The 21759-nt window shown below is 64.6% G+C and carries 19 protein-coding genes and 1 tRNA gene; 8 read left to right on the plus strand and 12 right to left on the minus strand.

From position 1 onward, the window contains the following. Positions 1-304: 304 nt before the first annotated feature. Both ACN0TK_RS06105 and ACN0TK_RS06110 read left to right on the plus strand, forming a co-directional pair. On the plus strand, positions 305-1255 hold the full coding sequence (locus ACN0TK_RS06105) for a hypothetical protein (RefSeq protein WP_417308577.1): 951 nt from the start codon (positions 305-307) through the stop codon (positions 1253-1255). Positions 1256-1274: 19 nt separating this feature from the next. Continuing rightward, positions 1275-1991, plus strand: coding sequence for a LuxR C-terminal-related transcriptional regulator (locus ACN0TK_RS06110; protein ID WP_417308578.1), 717 nt, complete (start codon positions 1275-1277; stop codon positions 1989-1991). On the opposite strand, the gene ACN0TK_RS06115 is transcribed toward ACN0TK_RS06110, so the two are convergent. Further along, entirely contained in the window at positions 1955-3316 is a 1362-nt protein-coding gene (locus ACN0TK_RS06115) for a sensor histidine kinase (protein ID WP_417308579.1), read from the minus strand. The genes ACN0TK_RS06110 and ACN0TK_RS06115 overlap by 37 nt on opposite strands. Before the next feature lie 221 nt (positions 3317-3537). On the opposite strand from ACN0TK_RS06115, the gene ACN0TK_RS06120 reads away from it, so the two are divergent. After that, complete coding sequence (locus tag ACN0TK_RS06120; protein ID WP_417308580.1) at positions 3538-3696, plus strand: hypothetical protein; 159 nt, start codon at positions 3538-3540, stop codon at positions 3694-3696. 479 nt (positions 3697-4175) lie between these two features. Here the strand turns inward: ACN0TK_RS06120 and ACN0TK_RS06125 are convergent, their stop codons facing one another. From ACN0TK_RS06125 to ACN0TK_RS06160, 8 genes are all read right to left on the minus strand, one after another. Beyond that, complete coding sequence (locus ACN0TK_RS06125) at positions 4176-4559, minus strand: Rid family hydrolase (protein ID WP_417308581.1); 384 nt, start codon at positions 4557-4559, stop codon at positions 4176-4178. A gap of 71 nt (positions 4560-4630) precedes the next feature. Continuing rightward, positions 4631-5389: a GntR family transcriptional regulator gene (locus tag ACN0TK_RS06130; RefSeq protein ID WP_417308582.1), complete on the minus strand. Its 759-nt coding sequence runs from the start codon at positions 5387-5389 to the stop codon at positions 4631-4633. Positions 5390-5445: 56 nt separating this feature from the next. Then, complete coding sequence (locus ACN0TK_RS06135; protein ID WP_417308583.1) at positions 5446-6612, minus strand: pyridoxal phosphate-dependent aminotransferase; 1167 nt, start codon at positions 6610-6612, stop codon at positions 5446-5448. An 88-nt stretch (positions 6613-6700) separates the two neighbouring features. Next, positions 6701-7969 (minus strand): NAD(P)/FAD-dependent oxidoreductase, encoded by a 1269-nt coding sequence (locus ACN0TK_RS06140; RefSeq protein ID WP_417308584.1) that lies wholly within the window; start codon positions 7967-7969, stop codon positions 6701-6703. 82 nt (positions 7970-8051) lie between these two features. Next, the gene (locus ACN0TK_RS06145; protein WP_417308585.1) at positions 8052-9008 is read right to left on the minus strand and encodes an ABC transporter permease; all 957 of its coding nucleotides are present in this window, start codon (positions 9006-9008) and stop codon (positions 8052-8054) included. After that, complete coding sequence (locus ACN0TK_RS06150) at positions 9005-9946, minus strand: ABC transporter permease (protein ID WP_417308586.1); 942 nt, start codon at positions 9944-9946, stop codon at positions 9005-9007. Before ACN0TK_RS06150 ends, ACN0TK_RS06145 begins: the two co-directional genes overlap by 4 nt. Next, entirely contained in the window at positions 9943-11763 is a 1821-nt protein-coding gene (locus tag ACN0TK_RS06155; protein ID WP_417308587.1) for a dipeptide ABC transporter ATP-binding protein, read from the minus strand. Before ACN0TK_RS06155 ends, ACN0TK_RS06150 begins: the two co-directional genes overlap by 4 nt. Before the next feature lie 77 nt (positions 11764-11840). Further along, entirely contained in the window at positions 11841-13583 is a 1743-nt protein-coding gene (locus ACN0TK_RS06160) for an ABC transporter substrate-binding protein (protein ID WP_417308588.1), read from the minus strand. A 296-nt stretch (positions 13584-13879) separates the two neighbouring features. Between ACN0TK_RS06160 and ACN0TK_RS06165 the strand changes: the two genes are divergently transcribed. Then, the gene (locus ACN0TK_RS06165; protein ID WP_417308589.1) at positions 13880-15124 is read left to right on the plus strand and encodes an amidohydrolase family protein; all 1245 of its coding nucleotides are present in this window, start codon (positions 13880-13882) and stop codon (positions 15122-15124) included. Between the two features lie 79 nt (positions 15125-15203). Next, positions 15204-17273 carry a prolyl oligopeptidase family serine peptidase gene (locus ACN0TK_RS06170; RefSeq protein ID WP_417308590.1) on the plus strand — a complete coding sequence of 690 codons (2070 nt, stop codon included), beginning with the start codon at positions 15204-15206 and terminating at the stop codon, positions 17271-17273. A gap of 93 nt (positions 17274-17366) precedes the next feature. Here ACN0TK_RS06170 and ACN0TK_RS06175 read toward each other — a convergent pair. The 3 genes from ACN0TK_RS06175 to ACN0TK_RS06185 all read right to left on the minus strand — a co-directional run bounded on the left by ACN0TK_RS06175 (position 17367) and on the right by ACN0TK_RS06185 (position 19418). Beyond that, positions 17367-17456, minus strand: a tRNA-Ser gene (locus tag ACN0TK_RS06175). A gap of 39 nt (positions 17457-17495) precedes the next feature. Then, complete coding sequence (locus ACN0TK_RS06180) at positions 17496-18467, minus strand: quinone oxidoreductase family protein (protein ID WP_417308591.1); 972 nt, start codon at positions 18465-18467, stop codon at positions 17496-17498. Between the two features lie 78 nt (positions 18468-18545). Next, positions 18546-19418, minus strand: a complete 873-nt coding sequence (locus ACN0TK_RS06185) for a TerC family protein (protein ID WP_417308592.1) — start codon at positions 19416-19418, stop codon at positions 18546-18548. A 210-nt stretch (positions 19419-19628) separates the two neighbouring features. Here ACN0TK_RS06185 and ACN0TK_RS06190 point away from each other — a divergent pair, with 210 nt between their 5' ends. The 3 genes from ACN0TK_RS06190 to ACN0TK_RS06200 are packed head-to-tail and all read left to right on the plus strand — an operon-like array spanning position 19629 to position 21696. Continuing rightward, positions 19629-20075 carry a YeeE/YedE family protein gene (locus ACN0TK_RS06190; protein ID WP_417308593.1) on the plus strand — a complete coding sequence of 149 codons (447 nt, stop codon included), beginning with the start codon at positions 19629-19631 and terminating at the stop codon, positions 20073-20075. After that, positions 20075-20542, plus strand: coding sequence for a DUF6691 family protein (locus ACN0TK_RS06195; protein WP_417308594.1), 468 nt, complete (start codon positions 20075-20077; stop codon positions 20540-20542). Before ACN0TK_RS06190 ends, ACN0TK_RS06195 begins: the two co-directional genes overlap by 1 nt. Next, the gene (locus tag ACN0TK_RS06200; RefSeq protein ID WP_417308595.1) at positions 20539-21696 is read left to right on the plus strand and encodes an FAD-dependent monooxygenase; all 1158 of its coding nucleotides are present in this window, start codon (positions 20539-20541) and stop codon (positions 21694-21696) included. Before ACN0TK_RS06195 ends, ACN0TK_RS06200 begins: the two co-directional genes overlap by 4 nt. The last annotated feature ends 63 nt before the right edge of the window (positions 21697-21759 follow it).

A 21759-nucleotide genomic window follows, 5' to 3' on the forward strand; every position in this document is an offset into this window, starting at 1 on the left:
CTTTGACGGCGACTGGCCGTCTTACTAAACGCGCGCTACCGGCAGGGGGGTCGGAGAACTGCAGGGCGACCTGCCCTTGCAACGTGACGCTGGTTTTCTTACTCACACCAGCGCTAAACTACCGATTGCGTTAAGACTTTTATAACCAATCCGCCGTGCTGCCCGTTACGGGCTTTGGTCGCCACTGTGGCTACGGACCCTGGTCGGTAATAAAGTTTCTATCGTCGTAAATAAAATCGCGGTCACCGCAGGATCACGAAACCCGCAGCAAATGGTAAATTTCCGGCCAGAATGGATGATGTCGATGCGCGAAACTATTTGGACCACAGAGACGCTCGACAGGCCGCCGACTTGTGAACATCGGAAAGCCAAAGTCTTCTCAAAATTTTTTTGGATACAAGTCTTCGTGATCTCAGTTTTGGCCGTAGGAGCCGGAGACGTATCGGCGGCAGAGCGATGGACGGTACAGAGCAGCCGTGGAACCATTCTGACCCTCGATGGCCAACGCTGGGTTGACGTTTCACCCTCTCCGTCCCTCAATACCGGAACGACGCTGCGCACGCTCAGACGCGCCACCATCTCGATGGGCACTGACGGGCTTGTCGTGACGATTGGGCCCGACAGCGCCGTCCGCCTCGAACAGACAAAAAACGGCGTGACCGCCGTGACCCAGTTCGCAGGAACCCTTACGGTCGCAAGCACGGGCGCGTCGCGGACTCGGCTCGTCGTCGCTACGGCGTCCATGCGGGTTCAGGTCGCGCCGGGAAGCGCGCAACTCACCATCAACGCCGATACGGGCGCGGTGGATGTTGCGGTCGGCTCCGCCCTCGTCATCGAACGCGGCTCGGGAAACCGCATCAATGTCGAGGCCGGCGCCGCCGGGTACTCACCATCCGGCGCGCCGAATGACGAGCGCAGTACCGCCGGCGGCGGCAAGGGCAATGGGAACAGCAATGCCGGCGGCAATGCGAGCCCTAAAGGGAACGGAAAAAGCAACGCCGGCGGCAATGGAAATGCCGGCAGGAATGGCGCAGGAAACTCCGGAGGCAATGGCAACTCCGGAGGAAATGGCAACTCCGGAGGAAATGGCAACTCCGGAGGAAATGGCAACTCCAGTGGGAGTGGCAACTCCGGTGGTAACGGCAACTCCGGCGGTAGCGGCGGCGGAAACAGCAATGCCGGCGGCAATGGCAACGGCGGCGGTAGCGGTAACGGCCCGAAAGACAAAGGCAGATCCGGCGACGCCAGAAAATAGGATGGAAGCAAGACGAACAATGGCACCAAACACGACGACCGACGTCGGCGAACCGGCACCGCAGCCCCCTATCCGTATCGCCTTCATCGACGATCACCCGACGCTGTTAATGGGCATGAGCGCCCTGTTCGCGAGCAATCCGCGCTTCGAGATCGTCGGCTCAGGCGTCTCTGCCGACGACGCCGTGGCGGTAGCACGCCAGCACAAGCCGGACGTGCTCACCATGGACCTCAGCATGCCAGGCGATGTCTACGCTGCGATCACCGAGGTGCTTGATGCCTCAATGGCAACCCGGGTCATCGTCTTCACCGCCTATGCCGACGTGGACCGCGCGCTCATGGCGATCGATTCCGGAGCACACGGCTTCGTGCTCAAGGGGCAGCCGGCGGAGGAACTGCTGGCCGCCATCGACTCCGTGCGCCGCGGGAGCCTCTATATCTCGCCCGAGTTCGCGCCCAAGGTCCTGTCTGGCTTCCGCCATCGCAGCCAGCGCGAAGTCGAAAAAAGCGCCGCCAAGCTGAGCCCGCGGGAGAAACAGCTCGTCGATTGCTTGTTCGAGGCCATGTCCAACAAGGAAATCGCCCGAACGCTCAACCTCACCGAAAAGACGGTGAAGCACTACATGACCAACCTGATGAACAAGCTGAAGGTCAAGAGCCGGCTCGAGGTCGTTCTCGCCGCCAGCCGCCTGCGACTGCGCTATGGCCCCGAGGAGGTCACCGGCGACGACGCGTGAGGCAGTTCCGTCAGCGGGATGCGCGCTGCATTCCGCGCCTCTCCGCCGGCAAAGCTGACCTCGAGTTGCCCGCCCTGGGACTCGACCCGAAGGCGCATGGCGCGGAGCCCCAGGCGGTCAGACGCCTGCGGCTGCACCGCATCAGGCGGCAACGGGTTGGTGATGACCAGGTCCAGCCAGCCGCCCTTCTCGTGCGCCAGAACCCGCGCCACATTGCTCAGGCCATGCCGGTTCGCATTGGTCAGCGCCTCCTGCACCACCCGGAAAGCGCAGATGCGGGCACTGAGCGGCCCCATCAGGTCACCGTCGACCGCAACATCGCGCGCGATCTCTGCGCCCGTCAGATCCTCGTGCCGTTCGATGGCCAGTTCGATGACGCCCGACAGTGTCAGATCGGAGAGTTCTGGCAAAACGAGGCCGGCCGAAATGCCGCGCAGCTGCCGCATAGCGTCCTGGGCGATCCGCCGGCTCGATTGCCCTGCCCCCGCCCCGTCGGCCGGCAGTTGCAGGATGAGCAGCGTCAAAAGCTGCAGCGGACCGTCGTGAATGTCCGAGCCGACCTCCACCAGCACCCGCTCGTTGGCCAGCATCGCGTCCATCCGCAGCGCGTCCGAGACCGATTGCAGTTGCATGTTCTCGCGCAGCAGATGCTGGCTGCGGCGCAGGTTCTCTGCCAGCTTCCGGCGCTGGTCGGAAATGATGCTTCCCGTCACATCGACCAGCAAGGCCACCGCACCCAGCGCGAGAAAACCGAGCAGCGCTGCAATGATCCACGAGTCGCTTGTCGCCTGGGCCTGTAGCCGGCGGATTGTCTTGGCGCCGAAATAGAGTTCAGCGACGCCGCGCACCTCAGCCCCCGTGCCGCCCAGCGGCGTGTAGATTTTCAGCACGGGCAGCCGCGCCGGCGGCAGCGGGCCGATGCCGGGCACGATGACGTCGACAAAACGCAGCACCAGCTGCCCTTGCGCGGCGGCCGACACATCGGCGGCCGACGCCTCTGTATCCTCGAGCGGATTACCGGCCCGCAGCACCTGTGTGCCATCCGGCCGGCGCACCTGCAGCATCAGCAGGCGCGTATCGCTCGTTTCGCTGGCGATATCGAAAGCCGCCTCGATCGCCCTGCGGTCCTCCGGCGAGGCGGTCCCGTCGTTCAGGATACCCTCGAGGTCGCGCGAGATCAGCGACACGATGCTGCCCGCCGCGGTGCTACCGACGCCGCGCACGATGCTGTCGGACACATATTGCCCTGCCCAGCCGCCATAGGCAACGACGATGCCGAGCACCACGACGAGGGCAATTTGAAAGAACTGCTGCGACAGCCGCATGTTGTCTTGTCCGCACCCGGCCAGAGGCCACCATATCGCTGCAGACTACCACAATCGCCGGCAAGGTCCTGGCAGAACACAAAAAGGCCACCAGTAGCGCCTCCGCCGGCGCCCTCGACTACCTGCCGACGGATGCCGATCCGGGTCTCATCGCCACGCTGCGGCGTATTCTCGTCAGTTCCTTTACCACCGGCTTCAAGGGTCCGGGCATTCGCCTCGCGGTGTCCGCCGCCACTGGCCAGCCCACCAGCCCCTATTGTCCCTGGTGGTCCCTGCCAGAAACCATCCGCAGCGCGGCGCTATGCTACGAGCGCACCGGCGCCGCCGACATCCTGGAGATCTGGCGCACCGCCGACGAGACGTTCTTTTCCGACTATTAGCGTCCCGAGGCGTCGATCGCGTATCAGTGCCTCACCCCGGACGGCCCGATCGACTACGTCCCGGCGACACCCGACCTCGACCCCGGCTACCACACCGCCCTCAGCCTGCTCGCAGCAATCGAAATGGTCGAACGTCGCTAGCGCCCCACCGTCAGAACGCCCTTAACATTGGTTCAGGCGGCCTTCATCACCCGGGCGACAGCGCGTCGAAACTGTGGCAATGACCGGCCCCGGCCTGGTCCATCGCTTGACCCCGGTACCAGCCGCCACAGCCAACCATCTGATGTAGCGACAGTTCTCGGGACTTATCCCCGCCCGACCCTTGGCGCCTACACTACGGCTCATCCGAACGGCAAAACGAGGGGCCGTTCACCATGGCATTGCCAAGCACCACCGGACCAAGCCCAGTCGGTCGATCCCGCCCCCGTCGGCCTCTGCTGCAATGAGGCGCCGCTTGCGCTGCAGAGCAGCTGACGTGGTCAGCGCTTCAGCGCCACGGTTTCGATCTCCACCTTGATCTCCTCGACCGGAAAGCCGCAGATGATCGTGGTGTTGGTCGGGCGTGGATCAGCAAACGTCTCGCCGAGCACTTTCGAAACGGTCATCACATCGGCGCGGTCGGCAACATAGACCCGAACCTGGACGATATCGGACAGCGCCGCCCCGGCTTCTCCGAGCGCCGCGGAAATGGTCGACAGCGACTGCCGGGTCTGGATTTCTACATCGTCCGAGATGCTGCCGTCCGGGCTGTGGCCGGCCGTCCCGGACACGAACACCCATTCCCCGTCGACAACGGCGCGGGAATAGCCCGCCAGCTTTTCGAATTTCGATCCGGAGCTAATTGCCCTGCGTTCGCTCGACATCGGTCACCTATTAGTTTGTTTTAGTCTCTTGATTTAATTGGAGAAACGCCGCACGCAGCAGGCTGCGGGACCTACCGGGTGAGCTGGACGATCTCGTCCTCGTTGGCGAGGAAATCCAGCAGCAGATCCTGCGACGCCTGGATATCGGCCTCACAGGCGGCGCCCAGCGCCTCCGCATCGCCCATCTTGATCGCCTTGATCATGGTCACGTGCAGGTCGGTAAAGTCGTTCCGGTGATCGCTCTTCAGCAGGTCCGCCATCCGATCGGAAAGATAGCGCACATAGGGTCCCGAGCGCAGCCACAGGTTCTCGATCTGGCTGAGCAGCACAGGGCTGCCGGCAGCGCGGTAGACCTGGAAGTGAAAGGCGCGGTTGGCCGCCGTCATCTCGACGATATCGCCCGCCGACGCGCTGTCGCGATGTCGTGCCAGGATCTGTTCCAGCGCATCGATATCGGTCTGCGTCATCCGCGGCCCGGCAAGGCGCGCCGTCGCCCCTTCAATGATGATCCGGGCACGGCTGATGTCTCGCAACTCCAGCGCGGTAATCGCTGGCACATAGGCCGTGCCGCCCGACGAGATCCGCAGGGCGTTTTCCGACGCCAGCCGCCGCAGCGCCTCGCGCACCGGCATGTGTGACGTGTTGAACCGCTCCGACAGCGAGGCAATGGTGAACAGTTTGCGCGCCTCGAAGGCACCGGACATCAAGGCGTCCCGCAATTGTTCATAGACGAGGTCATGAACAGTCTTGCGCCCCGAGACGGGTTTGAGTTCACCATTGGCCTTCGTATCTTCGATCAATGCATCGCCCCCAGCCCGCACCCGGCTCATAAGCCTCTCCTGTTGCTAGTATGATCGGGTGCACGCGGCAATAGAACGTCCTCAGTTCAACCCAGCCGGGAGATAAAACCAGTGATCCGGTCGAGCGCTTCGTCGATCGCCTCGTAGGAGAGCGAACCGAAGCAGATACGCAGCCGGCCCTCGCCGGTGGCGCCGTAAAAGCTCCCGGCCTCGACCACCACGCCGGTGTCGTCCATCAGCCGCTCGGCAAAATCCTGTGAGGCGATGCCGAGCGCGGAGACGTCCGGAAAGGCGTAAATCGTTCCCTCAGGCCACGGGCAGTTCACCCCGGCGATCTGGTTGAGCCGGGTTACCAACCGGTCGCGCTTGCGCCGATCCTCTGCAATCAGATCGGCCAGAATCGAGGGATCGCCGGTCAGCGCCGCCAGCGCACCTTCCTGAATGAACGTGTTCACATGGGTCACGTCATTGGCGGTGATCTTGAGGATGGCGCCAACCGCCGCCGCCGGCGCGGCCAGGTAACCGATCCGCCAGCCATCCATCGAAAAGCTCTTGGTGAAGGCGAACAGGCTCACCGTGCGCTCTGCCATTCCCGGCAGCGCGGCGATCGAGATGTGCTGCGCGTCGTCGTAGACGATCTCCTCATAGACCTCGTCGGAAACGACGATCAGGTCGTGCCGAATCGCCACATCGGCGAGGCTCTCCAGTTCGGAACGGCTGTAGACTCGCCCGGTCGGATTGCAAGGGTTGATCAGGACGATCATCTTGGTGCGCGGCGTAATCGCCGCCTCGATCCGCGCCGCGTCGATCGCAAAGCCGTTCTCGGAATCGAGCGGCACGATCACCGGAACGCCGCCCGCGAGCTCGATCTTGCCGACATGCTGCGGATAGTACGGCTCGAGCAGGATGACTTCGTCACCCTCGTCGATAAAGGCCATCAGCGCCGCATACGAGCCGTGGGTCAGCCCGTTTGTGACCACCACCTCGTCCGCCGTTACGGTCAGCTTGTTCTGCCGCGCCAGCTTCTCGGCGATCGCCTCGCGCAGCGGCAGAATGCCCGGCAGGTCGGAGTAATGCACCTTGCCCTCGTTGATCGCGGCAATGGTCGCGTCCTTGATGTGCTGCGGCGTATCGGCGAACGGCTTGCCCAGCTCCATATGGATCAGATCGTCACGGCCACTGGAGGCCGCCCTCGCATACATGCCGAAGGATTTCTTGGAAGTACCGGTGATGCGGCGCGCGAGATGCTTCATTTTCTCTTTCCGGTGGCCCGTAGGAGCGGGCGGGCCACACCCGAGGGTGTGGCAAAGTGGGTGGTCATATGAGGGGTGGCGGATGCGGTCATGCGGCGAACTTGTCCTTGAGCCGGGCATGGACAAGCGCTGCCGAAGCGACGATCGGGGTGAAGGCATGCATCGGCAACGGCCGCAGCGAACGCAGCGGGATCGGCAGCTGATCCGCCGCCTCTCCCATCGCGGCGCGGGCCAGAACGCGGCCCAGCTGGGCGGTCATTGCGATACCGCGGCCGTTGCAGCCGATGCCGCCGAACCAGCCTTCACCCAGCTGATGCAGCCGGGGCAGGAAGTCGGGGGTCATCGCGGCGGTGCCGGTCCACACAATCTCAGGCTGGGCCCGGCTCTTCAGGCCCAGCTCGTCGTTTAGCCGTTCGGTGACCGCCTTGCCCAGCCGCTCGAAAGCGCCGAACGGCACGGCGGCCATGCCGCCGCTGATCAGCCGGTTGTCGCGGTCGAGCCGATAGGTGAACAGGTTCTGCCGCGTGTCGCCCACCGGCCGGCCGTCGGGCGCAATGCGCTCCACTGTGTCGGCGTCGGCAGGTGTCGTCGCGATCTGGTAGACCCGCAGCGGCACCGTGGAGCGCCCCATGCGCGAGGCGGCACCGGTGGTGAAGGCATTGGTGCACAGCAGAACTTTTGTGGCGCTCAGCGTTGCGCCCGAACGCATCACCAGCTGCCAGCCTCCCGGCTGCGGCAACACCTTGTCGACGCACTGGTTCTCATGCACCGAGCCACCGTGCTTCTGCACGGTAATCGCCAGGCCACGCAGATAGTCGAGCGGGTGGATCGTGCCACCCTCGGCATCCAGCAGCGCGCCGGAATAAATGTCCATGCCGGTCTGGGCGCGAGTCTCATCGGCACTGAGAAACCGTACCGGTCGGCCCAGCTCGTGCCACATGCCGGCGCGCGCTTCGAGCATGCTGGCGCTCTCGCCGCCGAACGCAGGATTGAGCCAGCCGGTCTGGCGCGCATCGCAGCTGATGCCGTCTTCCTCGATGGTCCGGAACACAGCATTGGCGCCGTCGCCGACCAGTTTGAGCAGCGCGTCGCCCCGTTCGTTACCGAGACGATTGCGGACCGCGACCGGGTCGGCCTTGGCGAAATTCGGCACCACGAAGCCGGCATTGGTGCCGCTGGCGCCGGAACCGAGCACGCCGGCTTCGAGCACTGCGACCGAACGGCCGGCTTTGACCAGTTCCCGGGCAGCCGTCATGCCGGTGAAGCCGCCGCCGATCACGGCGACGTCTACTTTCGCCGGCAGATCGCGATCCGGGTTCACCGAAAGGCGCGCGGTGCGGGTCCACAGGGTTTCCAAGTCGAGTTACTCCCAGGAGTTCAAGGTTTTCCGGGCGACAGGCGCCCGAAAGGGAAGCGGGAAAACAACGTCATCGGCGCGCTCACGTCCGCACGCGGGGGTCGAGCAGCACATAGAGGAAGTCGACGACCAGATTAGCGATGACGATGAAGAAGCCGGCAAGCAGAACGACGCCGATGATCACGGGACGGTCCTGGCTCTGCACCGACTGCACCGCGAGCGAGCCGATCCCCTGCAGGCCGAAGACCTGCTCGGTCACCAGCGCCCCGCCGAGCAGCGCGGCGATATCGGTGCCGAGCTGCGTGGTCAGCGGCGTGAAGATCGAACGCACGCCGTGCTTGTAGATCACCTTGCGCTCGGACAGGCCCTTGGCCCGCGCAGTGCGGATATAGTCCTCGCCGAGCACTTCGAGCAGCTGGCCGCGGGTCAGGCGGGCATAGATAGCCGCCGAGGTCAGCGCCAGCGTGAACCAGGGCAGCAGCATGTGCCAGGCCCACAGCGCCGGATTGGGCAGGAAGGGCTTGTAGCCTCCTGGTGGCATCAAAGTGAAACCAGCCTGGCGCGGCAGGAAATAAAGAAAATACAGCGCCGCCATGCCCAGAACGAAAGATGGAAAGCTGATGCCGATCAGCACGAACCCCTGCCCCAGCCGGTCGCGCAGGCTGCCAGGATGGCGTGCCGACATGATGCCGATCGGCACCCCCAGGCACATCCACAGGATCACCGCGCCCACCGTCAGCGAGATGGTCGCCGGCATGCGGTTGACGATCAGGTCGAGCACCGGCTGCTGATTGCGGAACGAGAAGCCGAGATCGCCACTGAGGCTGCGGCCCAGAAAGCTCACATACTGTTCGATGATCGGCCGGTCGAGACCCAGATTCTCGCGCACCATGGCGACCTGCGCCTCGGTGGCGCGCTCGCCGGCGACGACGCGTGCCGGATCGCCCGGAGCGACGTAGAACAGGGTGAAGACAAAGCCACTGAGCATCAGCAGCACGAGCGCGGCGAAACCGATCCGCCCGGCGAAGAACTTGATCATGGCGTGGTCCTCGCCGGCTTCGTCGCGACCTTTCGGCGCGCCTTGTGCTTCATGCTGGCGGGATCGAGCGCATCGCGCAGCGCGTCACCAAGGATATTGAAGCTCAAGGTGGTGAGCAGCAGCGCCAGACTGGGAAACAGCACCAGCCACCAGGCGAACATGTAGATCGAGTTGTTGGCGGCCTCGGCCAGCATACCGCCCCAGCTCGGCGCCGGCGGCACCACGCCCAGGCCCAGGAAGGACAGCGTCGCCTCGAAGATGATCGAGGTCGGCACCATCATCGTGGTGTAAATGATGATCGGCGCGCCGAGATTGGGCAGGATGTCTGTCAGCATGATCGACAGATGCCCTGCCCCCATCGAGCGCGAGGCCAGCACGAACTCGCGCTCCTTCAGCGACAGGACCTGGGCACGAATAACGCGGCCCATTGTCGTCCACGAAAAGAACACGATCACTGCCAGCGAAAGCGGCACGCTGGGCCCGAACACCGCGACCAGCGACAGCATGCACAACAGCACCGGGATGCTCATCACGAGATCCATCAGCCGGCCCAGCACGGTATCGATCCAGCCACCGAAATAACCAGCCACGAGCCCGATGGTGATGCCGATCAGCGCCGCGAGCAAAGCGGCGACTACGCCGATCGCCAGCGAAATGCGGGCGCCATAGGCCAGTCGGACCATCACATCGCGACCGATCTGGTCGGCCCCGAAGACGAAATCGCTGCCCGGTCCGACGGGCAGCCCGGTCGGGCTCAGGCCGAGCTGATGAAACTGCTCGTTCGCGCCGTGGCCCGTCAGCAGCGCGATCCCGTCCGCTCCAAGGGCGACAGCGATCAGCAGGAGAATGAAGACCAGAGCGACCAGACCGGCCCGATCCGCAACCAGCCGCCGCAAGGTGAGCTCAAACGAGCCGCGCTGCTTGATTTCCCCCGTCATGACAGCACTCCCGTACGGCTGCGGTAGTCGGGGTCGGCCGCGGCGAGAAGTTCGCGCGTGTAGGGATGCTCGGGGTGATCGTAGAGCACCCCGGTCGGACCATGCTCGACCACCTGCCCCGCCTTCATCACGATGATCTCCGAACTCACATGACGCACAACAGCGAGGTCGTGCGAGATGAACAGGTAGGACAGCCCCAGCTCGTGCTGCAGCTTGGTGATGAGGTTGAGGATTTGGGCCTGGATGGACACATCCAGCGCCGAAACCGGTTCGTCGAAGATGATGATCGACGGCTTGAGCGCAAGCGCCCGAGCGATGCCGATGCGCTGGCGCTGGCCACCCGAGAATTCGGACGGAAAGCGATTGTAGTGCTCGGGGTTGAGCCCGACCAGCTCCATCAGCTCACGCACCTTGTTCTTGCGATCGGCGCCTTGAGCAACCTTCTGGATGCGGAATGGATCACCGATGATGGCGCCGACCCGGCGCCGCGGATTAAGCGAGCCGAACGGGTCCTGGAACACCATCTGCACCCGCTTGCGCATCTCGACCCAGCGGGCCCGATCGAGATCGATGATGCTCTCGCCCTCGATCTCCACCTCGCCGCTGCTGGGTGGCAGCAGGCCGGCGATGATCCGCGCCAGAGTTGACTTTCCGCAGCCACTTTCGCCGACAATGCCGAGCGTCGCACCGCGCTTCAGCTCCAGGCTGACGCCCTTCAGTACTTCGGTGCCGCCCTTGCCGGAAAACAGCGAGCTGCCGCCATAGGTCAGCCGAACATCGGAAACGTTGACAACGGCGTCAGTCTGACTCCCGGCAGCGGGGGGACCATCGGTCTCGGCGAGAGGCTCGGCCGGCAGGCTGACAGCCTTCTCCTCGAGCCAGCACAGCGATTGCGAACCGTCTGCCAGTTGCCGTAGCGGCGGGCGCTTTTCCCGGCAGATCGGCATCGCCGCAAAGCACCGCGCCGCAAAGGCGCATCCGGTCTGCGGTATCAACAGGCTCGGTGGCTGGCCGGGAATGGAGTGCAGCGGGCCGCTCGGCTCATGGCTGGGGGATGAGCGCAGCAGCCCCAGGGTATAGGGATGCGCGGGCGTCTTCAGCACGGTCTCGCCGGCGCCCAGCTCCATGCGGTTGCCCGCATACATTACCATCGCGTGGTCGGCGACCGACGACAGCAGCTCGAGATCGTGCGTCACCATGATGATCGCGGTGCCCAACTCGCGGCGCATCTGGTTGAGCAGGCCGATGATTTGGGTCTGCACCGTCACGTCAAGCGCCGTGGTCGGCTCGTCGGCGATCAGCAGCGATGGCCGCAGCACGACCGCCATGGCGATCATCACACGCTGGCGCATGCCGCCGGAAAACTGATGGGGGTAGTCGTGGACGCGCTGCTCGGGGTCGTGGATGCCGACGCGGTCGAGCACTTCGATCGCCTCGTCCAGCGCCGTCTTGGCGTCCACCTTCCGGTGTGTCCGGATCGCTTCGACGATCTGGTGGCCAACGGTGTAGAACGGGTGCAGGCTCGACAGCGGATCCTGCGAAATCATCGCGATGCGGTCGCCGCGCAGCTTCTGCATCTGCTGCGGTGACAGCTTCAGCAGGTCGCGCCCCTCGAACAGGATCTCGCCCGAAATCTCGGCGCCGGGCAGCAAGCCCATGATGGCCTGCGACAGGACGCTCTTGCCCGATCCGGATTCGCCGGCAATGCCGAAGAGCTCCTCGGCCTCGACGGCGAACGAGACGTCGCGTGCAGCATGCACATGACCATCCCCGGTCGGGATGGCAATGCTGAGGTTGTTGACGGCAAGAACTGTCATGAGCGGGTCGCGAGGGCCTTGGTAAAGGGGAGACCGGGCCGGGGCCCGATCTCCGATGCGTTAGTGCTGCGCTGCGATCAGCGGCTCAGCCAGACATTGGTCCAGTCGCCATTGCCGCCAGCCGCATAGGGCAGGAAGTTCTCGACGGCGGTGCCGTGGTAGAGCACGGTCGTCTGCGAGATCAGCGGCACGGTCGGCGGATCGGCCATCACCACTTCGTCGACCTCGTTCCACAGCTTGGCGGCTTCGGTCAGATCGGAGGTGGCAAGCGCCTCATCGGCGATCTCGTTGGCTTCAGGATTGTTATAGTCCGAGAAGTTGAACGTGCCGTGGTTCTCGCCGTCATAGGTGTACTGCGGCTGGAAGATCGAGCGCGCTGCGCCGCCCGGCCAATCCGGCGACCAACCCGAGGGGACGAGATCCCACACGCCATTCTGGGCGTTCTCGAAATTGGTGATCAGGCGCGGATAGAAGTCCGACGCCGGAGTCGGCACCAGCTCGATCTCGAAGCCGGCAGCTTCGAGGCTCGCCTGCAGCACCTGGGCTTCAGCCGCACCATTGCCCGCATTGCGGAACGGCATCTTCAGCGACAGACCATCGGGATAGCCGGCTGCGGCCAGCAGTTCCTTGGCCTTTTCCGGGTCACCCTTGCTGTCCGGGGTCGGATAGGGATCGAAATCGTGATGCCCGAGAATGCCCAGCGGGAAGATACCGTTGAGCGGGGTGGCGAATTCCGGCCCACCGAGCTGCTGGACGATCGCGGCCTTGTCGACAGCGTAGTTCAGCGCCTGGCGCACCAGCGGATCCCGCAGCGCCCCGTCATTATTGTCCGACACGGTGTTGATCCAGATCATCCGCGAGGCGCCTTCGGCCAGCTTGGAGATCTTGTCGTCGCCCTGCATGGACAGCATCTGCACGGTGACCGGCGGCACGTTGATGTCATACAGCATGTCGCCGTCGCCGGACTGCAGCTGCTGCATGGCGGCGTCGGGCTGCACGCCCGCGATGATGTCGATCTGGTCGACATAGGCCGCGCGCAGCGGATCGCTGTCGGCATTCCACGACGGATTGCGCACCAGCGTCACGCTGGTATCGGGCACATAGGACTCTACGGTGTAAGGACCGTTCGAGATGAAGTTATCGCGATATTCCGGGCTGTCCGGCAGGTAGTCGAGCACCTCGACCGGAGCCGGCGTCGTCACGGGCAGCGTCACCAGATAGATGAAATCGTTCGCCGCATAATTGAGGTGGAACACCACCGTGTCGTCGGCCGGCGTCTCGATGCCCTCGATATCGGCGGACTCTATGAACGCCTTCATCGCCTCGGCAGTCGGCTCGACCTCCGAGAAATCGGCGCAGAAGTCGGCGAAACCGACGACGAGGTCCTCGAAATAGGACACGGCCGGCGCCGGGATCGCGGGGTTGCACATGCGCATGAAGCCGCGCTCGACATCGTCGGCAACGATCTGCCGCGCACCGTCAGGGGCATCCCAGGTAGCGCCGTCACGCAGGGTGAAGGTGTAGGTCTTGCCGTCGTCGGTCGGCACCGGAACGGTCTCGGCGAGGTCGGCCTGCGGAGCGATCTGCTCTTCGGGATCGTTCGACGCCGCAAAGCTGATCAGCTGGCGCGTCGTCGCACGGAAGAAGCTGCCGGTGTCGGCGGTTGCGGGCGGCACGGTGTCGAACCGGTCGACTTCGGCCGTTCCCAGAACGCGCAGGGTGCCGCCCGGTTGGGCGTCCTGCGCGAAGGCGCTGGCCGAACTCATCAGGGCCAGCGTCAAACCGCCCAGTACCAGGGCGGAAGATACGCGGTTGGTCATTGTTTTCCCTTTCTGCCGAATGGCAGGTCCCCTTGGACTGCGTTCCGAAACGCGGGGAGCGCCTCGAACTCTCGAAGTCTGAGCATTTGATCAAACTTGCCGAACACTAGGGGCGGCTACGCGACGCTGTCAACGCAGGAATGCTCAAATGACCAGCAATTAGCCCGATGCGGTGAAAAGCGCAGCAGGACAAGTTTGATCAAATGGCTTTACATCGCTGGCCCGGGCGGACAAATTGCCGCCGACCATCTGGCCCGCTCTGGGCCGGAGCGCTTTCACGTCCGGAGAAATGACCCATGGCAGCCATCGCCTTCACCAATGCCACCCTGTTCGACGGCGTGAACGATGAAGCCGTACCCGGCATGAACGTCCTCGTCGTCGATGGCAAGATCGAGGCCGTCAGCGACAAGCCGCTGTCGGGCGGCGACTCGGTGACCGAATATGATCTGGGCGGTCGCACCCTGATGCCGGGCCTCATCGATGCCCATGCGCATGTGTTCGCAATCAACCTCGTCGAAGAGCACAATCGCAATATCGCCATCACCGAGATGACCGCTCGCGCCGTCCCGCGCATCCGCAAGATGCTGGATCGCGGCTTCACCTCGGTGCGCGACGTTGCCGGCGGCGATGTCGGCATCCGCAACGCCATCGCTCAGGGCTTCATTCCCGGTCCGCGCCTGTTCGTCGGGGGCCCGGCGCTCAGCCAGATCGGCGGCCATGGCGACCATCGCAACCTGACCGACGACAGCCTCGATATCGATTTCAACGCCTCTGCCTTCAACTTCGAATGCCGGATCGTGGAAGGCGAAGGTCCGCTGCGCAGCCACGTCCGCAACGAGCTGCGCAAGGGCGCCGACCATATCAAGGTGCTGGCCTCGGGCGGTGTCGGCTCGCCCACCGATGCGATCGACCAGATCCAGTACTCGGAAGCCGAAATCCGCGCCGTCTGCGAAGAGGCCGCGGTCCGCGGCAAATATGTCGCCGCCCACGCCTATGAGAGCGCCGCCATCGCCCACTCGATCCGCGCCGGCGTGCGCACCATCGAGCACGCCAACCTGATCAATGCCGAAACCGCCGCCGTGGTCGCCGAGGCCGATGCCTATATCGTGCCGACCCTCGTCGCCTACGAAGTGACAGCTCAGCACGGCGCCGAACTCGGCCTGTCCGAATACGTCATGGAAAAGCTGAACTACGTGAACGATTCCGGGCTCAAGATGCTCGGCCTTGCCGAAAAGGCAGGCGTCAAGCTCGGTTTCGGCACCGACCTAATGGGGCAGATGGAATTCGCGCAGCTGCAGGAATTCGTCATCCGCGGCAGGGTACAGCGGCCGGTCGACGTGCTCAAGTCGGCGACCTCGGTCAACGCCGAGATCGTCCAGCGCGACGACCTGGGCGTTATCCGCGCTGGTGCCACCGCTGACATGATCGTCGTCGATGGCGACCCGCTCACCGACATCTCGATCATGAATGCACCGGAACAGCATCTGCGCCTGATCATGAAGGATGGCGACATCTACAAGACCGATCTCACGGCCAAGTAACACACTCACCCACCTCTGGCAGGGGACAATTGCCCCCTGCCCTCCGCGTCCCGTCCCCATCCGACCAAACGAGCCGATCATGCCGTCCACCAGCGCCAACGACCTGACCTTCGAAACGCTCTATAGCGAGCCCAGCATCATCGGCACCCGGCCGATCGGGTCGTCCTGGTCGGCCGATGGCCAACAGCTCGCCTTCCTGTGGAACGACGCCGGCCATACCTATCGCGACATCTTCGTCCATGACCGCGCCAGTGGCGATACCACCCGGCGCACACGGCTTGGCGACGGCCAGGTCTCGGGCGAACAGCAGGGGATTGTCGAGCTCGCCTGGCTGAAATCCGGCGCCATCGCCTTCGTCCTCAACGGTCGGCTCTATCTGAGCGCCGCCGACGGAACGGTGCAGCCTCTGGCACTCGAGCATGGTGCCATTCGCGACCTGACCACCGGCCCGACTGGCGACACGCTCGCCTTCGTCTCCGGCACCTCGCTCTGTGTTCTCGCCCCGGCAGAGGAGAGCCTGCCCCGGATCGTCCATGCGGGCAGCCGCTTCGTCGGCGTGGAATCCTATCAGTGGTCCGCCGACGGCAGCCAGTTGCTCTTCGTCGAGGCCGACGACACCAATACGCGCAAGATCGAAATCGCCTATGACGCGCGCTCCGAAGCGCACAAGGACCGGTTCACCCGCGCTTTCCCGGGCGATCTGCTGACCCGGCGCCGCATCGGCCTCGTCGGCTCTTCAGGTGGCGAGACGCAATGGTTCGACCGGCCCGATGCCGAAGACGCGATCTGGGGCTACGGCCTGTCGACCGATGGCGCGACGGTGTTCGTCTCCAGTAGCGGCCTGTCGATCAAGACTCACACCATCTTTACCTATGATGTCGCGTCGGGAACGCGCGAGGTCTTCTATAGCGCCCACGATCCGCTCAAGATTCGTCCCGACTGGCAGGTCGCCTTCGCCCCCGACGGCGAGGGCCTCATTGTCCTCACCGATGCCGACGGCTTCAATCACCTGCACCGGCTGCGCACCGCTGGCGGCGCCCTCGAGCCGCTGACGTCCGGTCCCTGGGAAATTGAGACCTTTGCCGTCGACTCCGACAATGCGCAGCTCTACTTCACCGCCAATGCAGCCCACCCTGCCGAGCGCCACGTTTACCGCGTCGCCCTTGCGGGCGGCGAAGTGACCCGGCTCACCACGGCCGCCGGCATTCACGTGCCGACCTACAGCCCCGATTTCAGCGCCATGGCGGACCTCTTCAGCGACGACATGACCCCGGCCGAGCTGTACCTCCAGCAGCTGAAGGCGGATGCTGCTCCGCAACGCCTCACCCATTCGCCGCTTCCAGCCTTCGCCGAGCGCGACTGGGCCGAAGTGCGCTATGTGGAGTTCACCAGCTCGGTCGATGGCGCCACCCTGATGGCCCGCGTCAGCCTGCCGCCCGGCTTCACCGCCGACGGCACCGCCCCGATGATTGTTGGCTCGGTCTATTCGGACGGCTTGCTCAACCAGTGGGGCGGCCGCGCCGCCCATCCGAGCTGGGGCATCGACCAGTACCTCGCCGCCCGCGGCTTCGTCGTCGTCAGCCCGGAAATCCGCGGCAGCTTCGGGCGCGGCCGCGAGTGGAACCGCGCCATGCTCAACTCCTACGGCACGCAGGATATCGAGGATATTGCCGACTGCGTCACGACGCTCACTGACCTCGGCTATGCCGACAAGGCGCGCGTCGGCCTGTGGGGCTCGAGCTATGGCGGGCTGATGACGCTGATGTCGCTGTTCAAGAAGCCCGGCTTCTACGCCGCCGGTTTCGCCGGAGCCCCCGCCACCAATGTGTGGCACGCCTATCCCGAGCAGGGCTGGATCATGGGCCTAACCGAGGGTGAGGACTTTATCGATCGCTATGCCGCCCAGTCCGCGCTGTTCCACAGTGCTGGGCTTCAGGACAAGCTGATGATCATGCACGGCACAAAGGATGAAGTCGTGCTCTATGCCGACACCATGGCGCTGGTCGAAAAGCTGATCGCCCAGGGCAAGATGTTCGAGCTGGTCACCCTGCCCGGCACCGGTCACGGCTGGTCGCGACAGGACCTGACCCTGACCCGCTTCACCTACGGCAAACTCGCCGCCTTCTTCGAAGCCGCGCTCAAGGCCTGACCGTTCGGCAGTTCTTCACCGCAAAAGCCATTCAGCGGCACCAGTAACGTGCCGCTGAATGCGGGAAGATTCGACTTCGTGGGTCATCACTAGTGGCGGGTGGGGAGGGATTCGAACCCCCGGGACGCTTGCACGCCCGCCGGTTTTCAAGACCGGAGCAATCGACCACTCTGCCACCCACCCGTGGCCCCGATTTAGCGGGGCATGGCGGCACTGTCCAGCTTAGGCTTTCAGGACCGTCGACCCGGTCGTTTCACGCGCCTCGAGTGCCCGGTGCGCCTCGGCCGCCTCTGCCAGCGGCAACGTCCGGTCGATCGCGATCTTCACCTTGCCCGAGGCGATCACCTCGAACAGCGCCTTGGCGCCCTCGCGCAGCGTGGCGGCATCGGTGAAGTAGCTTGCGCTCGTTGGACGGGTCAGGAACAGCGAGCCCTTTTCGGCCAGCACCGTCAGCTTGTCGATGGAAACCGCCCCCGAGGCATTGCCGAAACTGACCATCAAGCCGCGCGGCCTGAGACAGTCGAGCGACGGCAGGAAGGTCGCCTGCCCCACGCCGTCATAGACGACGTCCACGCCCCTGCCATCGGTGAACGCTTTCACCTTCTCGACGAAATCCTCGGCCTTGTAGTCGATGGCGAGGTCGGCGCCATTGCCCTCGACGATCGCCACCTTCTCCGGCCCACCGGCGGTGCCGATCACCGTTGCGCCGATTGCCTTGGCCCATTGCGTCAGAATCTGCCCGGTGCCGCCCGCTGCCGCATGGATCAGCACGGTCTCGCCGGCCTTGAGGGCGTGTGTCCAATGCAGCAGATAAAACGCCGTCGTGCCCTTGAGCAGTGCTGCCGCGGCGACCTCGTCGCTCACGTCGTCAGGGATTGGCACGGCCTTGCTGGCCGGCAGTAGCCGTTCCTCGGCATAGGCGCCGGTGGGGCCCGCGTAGGCCACGCGATCCCCCACAGCGAACTCACTCACGCCCGCGCCGACGGCCACCACTTCGCCGGCGCCTTCATTGCCCGCAACGAACGGCAGCGGCAACTTGTAGAGGCCGGTTCGCTGATAGACGTCGATGAAATTGACGCCCACCGCAGTGTTGCGCACCCGGATCTCGCCTTCGCCCGGCGTGCCGACGTCCACCTCTTCCCAGTTGAGGGCATCGGTTCCGCCGGTTTGATGGACAACAATGGCTTTGGGCATGACTCTCTCCCGCTCAAGGCGCGAAACATGGTGTGAGGTGGCGCAGCGCCTCTCCGCGCTGCGCCGACAGGCTTTGCGTTATTTGCGGCGCGCCGATTTCGGCCGGGCCTGGGCGCGCGACTTTGGAGTGGACCGCGACTTCGGCTTCGACGACGACACAGCTGCAGCTGCCGCATTCTCCGGGACGGTGGCCGCTGCCTGCTCGCGATGGGGCATGGCCGCGCCCTTGCCGCCCCGCGCCAGCCGACGCTGCTTGGCGATGATGTTGATGGTCTCGACCAGCACCGAGAAGGCCATCGCGGCGTAGATATAGCCCTTGGGAATATGGAAGCCGAGACCATCCGCCACCAGTGACACGCCGATCAGCAGCAGGAATGCGAGTGCCAGCATCTTGGTCGTCGGGTGATCGGCGACAAACTTGGCGACCGGCCCGGAAGCGACGAACATCACACCGACAGCAACAATCACAGCTGCGATCATCACCTCGACATGCTCGGCCATACCGACAGCGGTGACGATCGAATCGATCGAGAACACCATATCGATAACGATGATCTGACCGATGATGGCGCCGAAGGCGGCAGTCGCCTTCCGGCCGAGATCCTCGGTATGCGGCTCCTCGATCTCGGCATGCATCTCGTGCGTCGCCTTGTAGATCAGGAACGCGCCACCGGCGAGCAGGATGATGTCCTTCCACGATGGCGAGAACCCGGCGATCTCGAACACCGGTTCGGTCAACCCGATGATCCACGAGATGACCAGCAGCAGCAGGATGCGGAACACCAGAGCCAGCGCCAGACCCAACCGGCGCGCCCTGTCCGCCTGTTCGCGCGGCAAACGGGACACCAGAACCGAAATGAAGACGATATTGTCGATGCCGAGGACGATCTCCATGACCGTCAGGGTTGCGAAGGCGATCCACACATTGGGGTCGCTCAAGAGCTCCAGCATCGATATCTCCTTGTCACGGAATTGGTCGGGCCGCGTTTAGCCTCCCGCCATCCTTGTTGAAAGTACCCTGCGAGCTGTTGTCGCCGCTGGCAAGAAAAAGCGCAGGATATTCCCCACCAACGGGCCCTGCGGCAATGCGGTTCCCCCGTCAGCTCTGGTGGCGGAGTCGGCCGGCTGCTAATATCTCACCTTAAACTATTCGGTTCGACCATGACCTCCTTCACCCCATTCACTGCCACGCTGGGCGGGCTGCTGATCGGCCTTGCCGCAGCGATCCTCTGGCTTGGCGCCGGTCGCATCGCCGGTATCTCCGGCATGTTCGGCCAGCTTCTGCCGCCGCGAGACGACACCTCCGGCTGGCGGCTCGCCTTCATCGTTGCCCTCGTGCTCGGTGCGCTCTTGGCCGGCTGGGCGCTGCCCAGCCTCGGCAGCAGCTCCCTGGCGCTAGTTGGCGCGCCACAAGGCTGGGGCATACCCACACCCGTCTGGATCGCCATCGCCGGGCTGTTAACCGGCCTCGGTACGCGCCTGGCCAATGGCTGCACCTCGGGCCATGGCGTCTGCGGCATCGCCAGGCTGTCGCCGCGCTCCTTTGTCGCCGTGGGCACCTTCTTCGGTGTCGCCATGCTCACCGTCGCAGTTACGGGGATCGTCTGATGCCCAGCAAATCCAGCTATTCCACCTATGCCGTCGCCATTGCCAGCGGCCTGGTCTTCGGGGCCGGTCTCTATGTGTCGCAGATGGTCGATCCGCTGAAGGTCCTGCGCTTTCTCGATGTCGGCGCCATCCCGTCCGGCGGCTGGGATCCGAGCCTTGCCTTCGTCATCGTGCCCGCGATCGCGGTGATGTATGCCGCTATCCGACTTGGCGGCCAGCGGCAGCGTCCGCTGTTTGCCGGACGCTTCCAATGGCCCGAACTGACCAGCATCGACGCGCCGCTGATTGTCGGTTCGGCGCTATTCGGCATCGGCTGGGGCATGTCGGGCATCTGCCCCGGCCCTGCCCTCGCCCTCATCGCCTTCGGCCCCGAAAACCTGCTGATCTTTCTTGCCGCGATGTTCGTCGGCTCAGCGCTCGGCGGTGTCTTTCAGGCGCGCACCAGCACGAAAGTGGTGACACCATGAGCCGCGATGCCGAAGTGATCATCGTCGGCGGCGGCCTTGCCGGCATCGCCGCCGCGGTGACCGTGGCCAGCACCGGCCGGAAAACCCTGCATCTGGCGCCCAAGGCGCCCCCCGATCGGCGCACCTCGGCGCTGATGCGCCCCAGCGTCGATTTCCTGCTCTCCGCAGGGCTGATCACCGATCCGGCCAGCCTCGGCACCGCACTCACCCAGATCCGCATCATCGATGCGACGTCGCGTCTGGTGCGCGCCCCCGAAACGCTGTTCGACAGCCGCGAAGCCGGCCTCGACGCCTTCGGCTGGAACTTTCCCAACATCGCGCTGCTCGAGTCCTTCGAGCGGGTGCGCAGCGGCCTCGACAACCTGACCACAATCGAGGCCCCGATGCAGGCACTTACCCGTGTCGACGACGGCTGGCGTCTCACCCTGCCCGATGGCACCACGCTGGAGGCGCCGCTGGTCGTCGGGAGCGACGGCAAGAAGTCGCTGGTCCGCGCTGCCGCGGGGTTCCGCGCGCGCGAGCACGGCTTCACTCAGGCTGCGCTGGTCGCCGATCTCGAGCTGGCCCGCCCCGTCGACGGCGCGTCGATCGAATTCCACTACCCGCAAGGTCCGTTCACCCTGGTGCCGGCCGGCGGTCAGCGCGCCAACCTCGTCTGGATCGATGATCGCGAAGTGCTGCGCGACATCCAGGCCGCTGGCAAGGAGCGCTTCACCGAGCTGCTGCAGGAAAAATCGCAGCGCCTGTTCGGGCGCCTGACCCCGCTGACCCCTGCTCACATGTTCCTGCTGTCGAACCTCAGCGTCGAGAAGGCCGGCATGGATGGCGTCGTCCTCGCCGGCGAAGCCGCCCACGCCTTTCCGCCCATCGGGGCCCAGGGCCTGAACCTTGGTTTGCGCGACGTCGCCGATCTCGCCCATGTCATTGCGACACCCGGCATCGGCACCGACTGGGCCGATACCGTCAGCACCGACTACGCGGCGCGCCGCGCCACCGATCTGGCCCGCACCGGCGGCATGGTCGATACACTGTTCCGCTCGCTGCTGGCCGATTTCCTGCCCGCTCAGGCGTTGCGGGCGACCGGGCTGTGGGCGCTCAAATCCGTGCCAGCGCTGCGCAAGCGCGCCTTTTCCGTCGGCATGGGCATCGGCTGATACAATCCCCTCACGATCGGCCACATACAAAAAAGGGCGCCGCGAGGGCGCCCTTTTTCATTC

The organism is Devosia sp., from assembly GCF_048261455.1.
Lineage (GTDB): Bacteria > Pseudomonadota > Alphaproteobacteria > Rhizobiales > Devosiaceae > Devosia_A.